Here is a 7,905-nt window from a genome sequence, read left to right as displayed (position 1 = left end):
GGCCGATGCCGCGCTGACCCAGGCCCGCGGCCTGGCGCGCGAGGCCATCGCGAGACTGGACTGGCCCGGTCTGCGTGACGAGGTCGCCTCGTGTCGCGCCTGCGGGCTCTGCGAGTCGCGCAAGCACACCGTGTTCGGCGTCGGCAACGAACGCGCGCACTGGATGGTCGTCGGCGAAGCGCCGGGCGAGCAGGAGGACCTGCAGGGCGAGCCCTTCGTCGGTGCCGCCGGCAAGCTGCTGGACAGCATGCTGCGCGCGGTCGGCCTGGGCCGCGGCGAGGGTCCGCCGGAACGGCAGGTCTACATCGCCAACACGCTGAAGTGCCGGCCGCCGCGCAACCGCAATCCGGATCCGTCGGAGCTGGCGCAGTGCGAGCCCTTCCTGCAGCGCCAGATCGACCTGATCCAGCCGCGCATCATCCTGGCCATGGGCCGCTTCGCGGTGCAGCAGCTGCTGCGCAGCCAGGAGCCGATCGGCAAGCTGCGCGGTCGCGTCCATACCTATCAAGGCGTGCCGCTGGTGGTCACCTATCACCCGGCCTACCTGCTGCGCAACCTGCCGGACAAGGCGCGGGCGTGGGAGGACCTCTGCCTGGCGCTGAAGACGCTGGACGAGCAACCCGCGCGCGGCGCCGGCGCCACCTCGAGCGCAACGCCCTCGACGGCCGGGACGGACTGAATGAACGCGCCGGTGCCGCCTCTGCCGCCGGCCTGCCCGGCGCCCTCGGCCGACGACCAGGCCGCGCAGTTCCGGCTGCTCGCCGACAACGTGCCGGTGCTGATCGCGGTCTTCGACGCGGCCACGCGCACCTGCCGTTTCGCCAACCGCCAGTACGCGCGCAGCTTCGGGCTGGACGAGGTCAGCGTATTTGGCCGCACCTTCGCGCAGATCATCGGCGAGGAGGCCTCGCAGGAGATCGAGCCCCACGTGCAGCGCGTGCTGCGCGAGCGCGTCAGCGTCAGCTACGAGCGCCGGCTGGAGCGCCGCGACGGCAGCCCGCGCTGGATCGAGGTGAACCTGATCCCCTACGTGCCGCCCGGCGCGGACGAGGTGCAGTCCAGCTTCGTGCTGATCTCCGACATCACCCGCTTCCGCGAGGCCGAGCTGGCCGTGCGCGATTCCGAGGAGCGGATGGGCAAGTTCATGCAGGCGTCGATGGAGGGCATCGTCTTCCACCGCGACGGCGTCATGACCGACGTCAACCCGCCGCTGTGCGAGCTGGTGGGCTATGCGCTCGAGGAACTGGTGGGGCGCTCCGCCCTGTCGATGATCGCGCCGGACCAGGTCGACACCGTGCGCGACGTGATGATGACCGGCAAGGAAACCCGCTACCCGACCGCGATCCTGCATCGCAGCGGCGAGCGCATCGACGTCGAATTCATCGTGCGGACCTTGTGGCGCAACGGCGAGCGGCTGCGGATGACCATCGTCCGCGACCTGCGACCGCACCTGGAGGCGCTGGCGCGCATCCAGCACCTGGCGCAGCATGATCCGCTGACCGGGCTGCTGAACCGCGCGACCTTCATGGAACGGCTGCGCGAGCGCCTGTCGCAGGGCAACGCGCGGCGCGCGGCGCTGCTGTTCATCGACCTCGACAACTTCAAGCGGGTCAACGATTCGCTGGGCCACCTCGAGGGCGACCGCGTGCTGCGCACCGTCTCCGAGCGCCTGCGAGGCGGGCTGCGCGGCAGCGATCTGGTGGCGCGTTTCGGCGGTGACGAGTTCGTCGTGCTGCTGGAGGACGTGCACCAGCGCAAGGACGTGCAGACGGTGCTCAACGCGCTGCTGAGCGTGGTCGAGGTGCCGGTGCAGGCGGACGGCCGCGACCTGTCGGTGACGCCGTCGATCGGCGTGGCGATGTACCCGGAGCACGGCGACTCGCCCGAGGAGCTGCTGCAGCACGCCGACACCGCGATGTACCTCGCGAAGACCGCGGGCCGCGCGACCTACCGTTTCTTCGAGCACGCGATGGCCGAGAACGCCTACGCGGACCTGGTGCTCGAGACCGAGCTGGCGCAGGCGCTGACGGCCGACCAGTTCGTGCTGTTCTATCAACCGCAGGTCGACGCGCGCACCGGCGAGCTGGTCGGCGCGGAGGCGCTGCTGCGCTGGCGGCATCCGGAGCGCGGCCTGCTGACGCCGGACGCCTTCATCGTCGTCGCTGAGCGCCATCGCCTGATGCTGCCGCTGGGCGAGTGGGTGATGTACGAGGCGGCGCGACAGACGCGCGCCTGGCATGAACGCGGTGTCGCCGCGATCCCGATCGCGGTGAACCTGTCGAGCATGCAGTTCCGGCTGGCGAGTTTCTCGAAGTCGGTGGCCCATGTGCTGAAGACGGCCGGCGTGCCCGGCGAGTGGCTGGAGCTCGAACTGACCGAACGCATGCTCACCGAGGAGATCGACCGCCTGCCTGAGCTGCTGCAGACCTTGCGCTCGCAGGGGCTGGCGATCTCGATCGACGACTTCGGCACCGGCTACACGGCGCTGAACCAGTTGACGCGGCTGCCGCTGGACAAGCTCAAGATCGACCAGAGCTTCGTCGCCGTGCTGCCCGACGATCGCGGCGCGGCCGCGATCACGCGCGCGGTCGTGCAGATGGCCAAGGGACTGGGCATGCGCGTCGGCGCCGAAGGCGTGCGCAACGCGCGGCAGTGGCACCTGCTGGCCGAGTGGGGCTGCGACGAGCTGCAGGGCGAGGTGATCGCGCCGGCGATGCCCGCCGAGGAATTCGAAGCCTGGCTGGCCGCGCGCGGCAAGCCGATGCTTCCCGGAATCGACTCATGACTTCAAAGACACCAGATTCCGCCCGCCTGAATGGCGCGGCGTCCGCGCCGCATGGCGCTTCCAATACCGTGCGTGGCGCCCCGGCCCATGCGACCGATCCGGCCATGGCCGCGTTGCTGCGCGACGAGATCGCCGCCGCCGGCGGCTGGCTGCCGTTCGACCGCTACATGAGCCTGGCGCTGTACGCGCCGGGCGTGGGGTACTACGCCAACGCGCGGCTCAAGTTCGGCACGATGCCGCAGCAGGGTTCGGACTTCGTGACGGCGCCGGAGCTGTCGCCGCTGTTCGGTCGTGCGCTGGCGAGGCAGGTCGCGCAGGCGCTGGCGGTCAGCGGCACGGACACGGTGATCGAGTTCGGCGCCGGCAGCGGCGCGCTGGCGGCTCAGTTGCTGGAGACATTGGACGCGGCGGGGACGCCGGTCTCGAAGTACTTCATCGTCGACCTGTCCGGCACGCTGCGCGAGCGGCAGGCGGAACGGCTGGCGCGCTTCGCGCCGCGGGTCGAGTGGCTGGACCGCTGGCCCGACGAGATCCACGGCGTGCTGGTCGCCAATGAGCTGCTGGATGCGATTCCGGTCGAGCTGCTGCGCTGGGACGGCGAGCACTGGCTGCAACGTGGCGTGACGATGGACGACCAGGGCGCGTTGTCCTTCGACGACCGGCCCGGCGAGGCGCGTCCGCCGACGCCGCCCGAGCACGATGTCGGCTTCGTGCCCGGCACAGTGACGGAGGTGCATCCGCAGGCCGAGGCCTTCGTGCGCACGCTCGCGGAGCGGCTCAAGCGCGGCGCGGCGTTCTTCATCGACTACGGGTTCCCGGAGTCGGAGTACTACCACCCGCAGCGCACCGGCGGCACCTTGATGTGCCACCACCTGCACCGGTCCGACCCCGACCCGCTGGCGCTGCCCGGGCAGAAGGACATCACGTCGCATGTGAACTTCACCGGCATCGCGCTGGCGGGGCAGGACGCGGGACTGATGGTGCTGGGCTACACGAGCCAGGCCAACTTCCTGATCAACTGCGGCCTGGTCGACCTGATGAGCGGCGCCGACCTCGCGCAGCGCGGCATGGCCCACCGGCTCATCGCCGAGCACGAGATGGGCGAGCTGTTCAAGGTCATCGGCTTCGCGCCGGGCGAGGGCTTCGACGCGCTGGGGTTCAGCGCGGGGGATCGCTCTCACACGCTTTGAGCGCGGCCTTGCGGGCCTCGTGGATCGCCTGCCCGATGGCGGGACCCTTCTTGCCGGCCGCCAGCGCGGCCGCAGAGATCGCCGCCTGATCGACCGACTGCACCGCGCGCAGGTCGTGGAGCAAGGCCTGGCGCTGCGGATAGGGCCGATCGCGCAAGCCCGCGCGGCCGCGGGCGTCGCATTCGCAGGCCAGCAGCAGCTGCGCGAAGCGCTCCGGCCGGCGCAGCGCGTCGCTGCGCTCCATCAGGCGCAGGCGTGCCTCGGCGCTGAAGTCCAGGCTCTGGTGCACGTGCGTGTGCTCGCGGGCGACCAGCTCCGCCAGCTCCTTGCAGTCCGACGGAACCCGCCAGCGTTGCGACAGCGCCGTCGCCAGCTCGACGCCGCGTGATTCGTGCTTCAGGTGGCGGGGCCATTCCTCCTCGGGCGTCGTGCCCTTGCCGAGGTCGTGGCACAGCGAGGCATAACGCACCGGCAGAGGTGCCTCGACGCGCGCGCATTCCTCCAGCACCAGCAGCACGTGGACCCCGGTATCGATCTCCGGGTGGTGCGCCTCGGGTTGCGGCACGCCGAACAGCCGTTCCAGCTCCGGCGCGATGCGCGCCAGCGCGCCGCTGTCGCGCAGGATCTCGATCATCCGCGCGGGGTGGCCCTCCATCAGGCCGCGGGCGATCTCCTGCCAGACGCGCTCGGCGACCAGCGCATCGGCTTCACCGGCAGCGACCATCTGGCGCATCAGCGCCATCGTCTCCGGCGCCACCGTGAAGTCGCCGAAACGCGCCGCGAAGCGCGCCAGCCGCAGGATCCGCACCGGATCCTCCGCAAAGGCCGCCGACACGTGCCGCAGCACCTTGGCCTCGAGGTCGCGCCGGCCGCCGTACGGATCGACGATCGTTCCGTCCTCCGCCTGGGCCATGGCGTTGATCGTCAGATCCCGGCGCGCCAGGTCCTGTTCCAGCGTGACATCGGGGTCCGTGTGGAACTGGAACCCGTGATAGCCGGCAGCGGTCTTGCGCTCGGTCCGGGCCAATGCCACCTCTTCATGGGTCACGGGGTCCAGGAACACCGGGAAATCCTTGCCGACAGGCACAAATCCCTTGTCGATCAAGGACTTGGGCGTGGCTCCGACCACCACCCAATCGCGGTCCTGCACGGGCAGTCCCAGGAGCGCGTCCCGGACGGCCCCGCCAACGAGATACATCTGATCACTCATGTTGCGGCGCAGCATCCCTGATAAAGGGGATACCTCCATTAGGCTATCTATCCGTATATTCACCAATGCCACCTGCACACCAGTGCCTGTTCAAACGGGCCAGCTACCGAGAGAGACACGTAGTCAGGCAGGACGGCATAAGCAGTAGGGAGTATCTTGAATGAAGTCTGTTCTTCTCCTCCTGCTGGGCGGAATTGGTCTCGCCGCCCAAGCGCAGGAGCAGCAAGCGCCGGACACGAACTCCGTGCACGTCGCCGCTGACACCAGTTTCACCCGGCAGAGCCAGCCCGCCCCCGCGCAGCTGGCCGATGTCAACGAACAGGAAGGCGCGGACACCATCGTCCCGTCCTTCGTTTCCGAGCCCACGAACCAAGCCATGATGCTCGGCGGCCTTCTCGCCGCAGGGTTCATGGTGCGCCGCCGCCGCGACAACTGATCTCGCGCCGGCCCACCTCGCCGCCTTTCGCTGCCTGCCCGCACAGGCTGCAAAAGGCGGTTTTTCATTTCAGGGCTTCAGCACCGGCACCGGGCCGCTGATGTCCCGATAGGGTTCCTCGAAGTCGAGGAAATCCTTCTCCGCCATCGCATCCGCGATCCAGTCGCGAACGCCAGGCGCCGCCTGCACGGCGTCCGTGTAGGCCTTCAGCGGCGCGGGCAACGGCAGGCCGTAGCGGGTCACCCGCATCACGACGGGCGCGAAGAAGGCATCCGCCGCGCCGAACGCGCCGAAGAGGAAGGGGCCGCCGCTCTGCGTCAGCGCGTCGGTCCACAGTTCCACGATGCGGGCGAGGTCCTTGCGCAGGCCGGCCTCGGTCTGCAGCAGCCGCGCACCGACCGTCGACAGGTCCGCGTCGATGTTCATCATGCAATGGCTGCGCAGTTGGCCGAAACCGCTGTGCATCTCCGCGCAGAGGCAGCGCGCCCGCGCGCGCTGTCGTGCATCGCGCGGCCAGACGGCCTTGTCGGGGAAGCGGTCGGCGAGGTACTCCACGATCGCCAGCGAGTCCCAGACCGCCAGGCCGTCGTCCACGAGTACCGGCACCTTGCCGGCCGGCGTCACCGCGCCGATCTCGCGATAGAACGCCGAGTCGGGCGTGAAGTCGAAGCGCACCTTGCGCTCTTCGAAGGCTATGCCGAGTGCCTTCATCAGCACCCACGGGCGCATCGACCAGGACGAGTAGTTCTTGTTGCCGATGATCAGCTGCATGTGAAATCTCTTTGCATGAAGGAGGGACATCACGGGCGCTTCCGACACCTGGAGCGCCCGGGGCACCTGAAGCGCGTGGAGCGACTGAGGGTCAGTTCGTGCCGTTGGCCGGGATGTCCGGCGCCGACGCGGCGGCCGGACCGATGACGCGGCCAAGCCGGTCGCGCAGCACGGTGCCGCCTTCGCGGCCCATCAGCTGCGCGTAGATCGTCGCGTTCGACAGCACCTTGCGCACGTAGTCGCGGGTCTCCCAGATGGGGATGTTCTCGGTCCAGATCGCGGCGTCGAGCTGCGGACCGTCGCGCCAGCGGCGCGGCCGGTTCGGGCCGGCGTTGTAGGCCGCCGCGGCCATCGCCTGAGAGCCCTCGAAGCTGTCCATCACCAGCTTCAGGTAGCCGGTGCCCAATCGCAGGTTGGTGTCGCGGTCATGCAGCATGTCGGGCTTGAAGTCGACGCCCAGCTTCTTGGCCGTCCACTTCGCCGTCGCCGGCATCACCTGCATCAGGCCGCCGGCGCCGACGTGCGAGCGCGCATCCATCATGAAGCGCGACTCCTGCCGGATCAGGCCGTAGACGTAGGCCGGGTCCAGGCCCATCGCCGTCGACTGCTTGAACACGTCCGCGCGGTAGGGCATCGGGAAGCGCTGGGCGAGGTCGATCTCAGTCTTCGTGCGCTCGCTGGTCTGGATGCAGCGCTCCCAGAGCTCGCGCTCGCAGGCGGCCTGCGCCACCGACAGCAGCTCGCGGTCCGACAGGCCGCGCAGGCTGAAGTTCCATTCGCGCTGGCCCTCGCTGCGCAGGCCCACCGCCAGCAGCATCAGCGCGCGCTGGATGCCCGGATTCGCGAGCGCCTGCGCGCGCTCCGGCGCGGTCAGGTCCGCGGGCGTCGGCGGCAGCGGCAGTCGCAGCTTCAGTTCGTCCGCGGCGAGCTTGCCGTAGAAGCTCAGCGGCGAGGCGATCGCGCGCAGCGTCTCCTGCGACTCGCGGCGCTGGGCGTCGCCGGAAGCGCCGGTCGGCGCCAGCTGCTGCTGCGCCTTCGCGCGCCAGTACTGCCAGGTGATGTCCTTCTGGTCCGACGGCTTCATCAGCGCAATCGCCGACATCAGCTGGTCAGGCCGGCTCGCGCCCGCGTCGCCGCGCAACGCGGCGCGCGCCACCCAGCTGATCGTGTCATCGCTCCATTCGACCGGGCCGAGCTTGGCCTGCAGCTTCACCGCGCGATCGAAATGCTCGTTGGCTTCGTCCTTGAGCCGCAGCGCGGCCTGTCTGCCGTATTGGGCCCACAGCCACGCGGACAGGTCGTTCGGCAGCTTGGCCGCCCAGCGGCGCACGTCGTCGTCGGCCTTGTCGTAGTCGGTGGCCAGCAGGCGCATCAGCGCCAGCATCGTCAGCTCGGCCTTGGCGCGCGGCGAGGCCGCGGCCTTGCGCTTCAGGTAGCGGTCCGGCTTGTCCATCAGCTCGGCCAGGGCGTCCTGGTCGGGCTTGGACAGCAGCGCCCCGGCCTGCTTCACCGC

At 69.7% G+C, this 7,905-nt stretch carries 7 protein-coding genes; 4 read left to right on the top strand and 3 right to left on the bottom strand.

What is annotated here, in order from left to right; all coding sequences use genetic code 11:
• The 3 genes from VF536_RS19535 to VF536_RS19525 all read left to right on the top strand — a co-directional run.
• A partial coding sequence (locus VF536_RS19535; protein WP_331616540.1) for a uracil-DNA glycosylase occupies positions 1-679 on the top strand: 679 nt, incomplete at its 5' end.
• The gene (locus tag VF536_RS19530; RefSeq protein ID WP_331616539.1) at positions 680-2,785 is read left to right on the top strand and encodes a putative bifunctional diguanylate cyclase/phosphodiesterase; all 2,106 of its coding nucleotides are present in this window, start codon (positions 680-682) and stop codon (positions 2,783-2,785) included.
• Positions 2,782-3,975: a class I SAM-dependent methyltransferase gene (locus tag VF536_RS19525; protein ID WP_414710413.1), complete on the top strand. Its 1,194-nt coding sequence runs from the start codon at positions 2,782-2,784 to the stop codon at positions 3,973-3,975. The genes VF536_RS19530 and VF536_RS19525 overlap by 4 nt, the downstream gene beginning before the upstream one ends.
• On the opposite strand, the gene VF536_RS19520 is transcribed toward VF536_RS19525, so the two are convergent.
• A complete protein-coding gene (locus VF536_RS19520) occupies positions 3,944-5,173 on the bottom strand; it encodes a multifunctional CCA addition/repair protein (RefSeq protein ID WP_331616538.1) in 1,230 nt (409 codons plus the stop codon). The genes VF536_RS19525 and VF536_RS19520 overlap by 32 nt on opposite strands.
• A 172-nt stretch (positions 5,174-5,345) precedes the next feature.
• Here VF536_RS19520 and VF536_RS19515 point away from each other — a divergent pair, with 172 nt between their 5' ends.
• Positions 5,346-5,621 (top strand): hypothetical protein, encoded by a 276-nt coding sequence (locus VF536_RS19515; RefSeq protein ID WP_331616537.1) that lies wholly within the window; start codon positions 5,346-5,348, stop codon positions 5,619-5,621.
• 69 nt (positions 5,622-5,690) lie between these two features.
• On the opposite strand, the gene VF536_RS19510 is transcribed toward VF536_RS19515, so the two are convergent.
• Together VF536_RS19510 and VF536_RS19505 are read right to left on the bottom strand one after the other, a co-directional pair.
• Positions 5,691-6,392, bottom strand: a complete 702-nt coding sequence (locus VF536_RS19510) for a glutathione S-transferase (protein ID WP_331616536.1) — start codon at positions 6,390-6,392, stop codon at positions 5,691-5,693.
• A 91-nt stretch (positions 6,393-6,483) separates the two neighbouring features.
• The coding region (locus VF536_RS19505) for a lytic transglycosylase domain-containing protein (protein ID WP_331616535.1) at positions 6,484-7,905 on the bottom strand (1,422 nt) is incomplete at its 5' end.

The organism is Roseateles sp., from assembly GCF_036486225.1.
GTDB lineage: Bacteria > Pseudomonadota > Gammaproteobacteria > Burkholderiales > Burkholderiaceae_C > Roseateles.
Note: the sequence above shows the minus strand (reverse complement) of the source record. Positions and strands in the feature narration are given on the sequence as shown.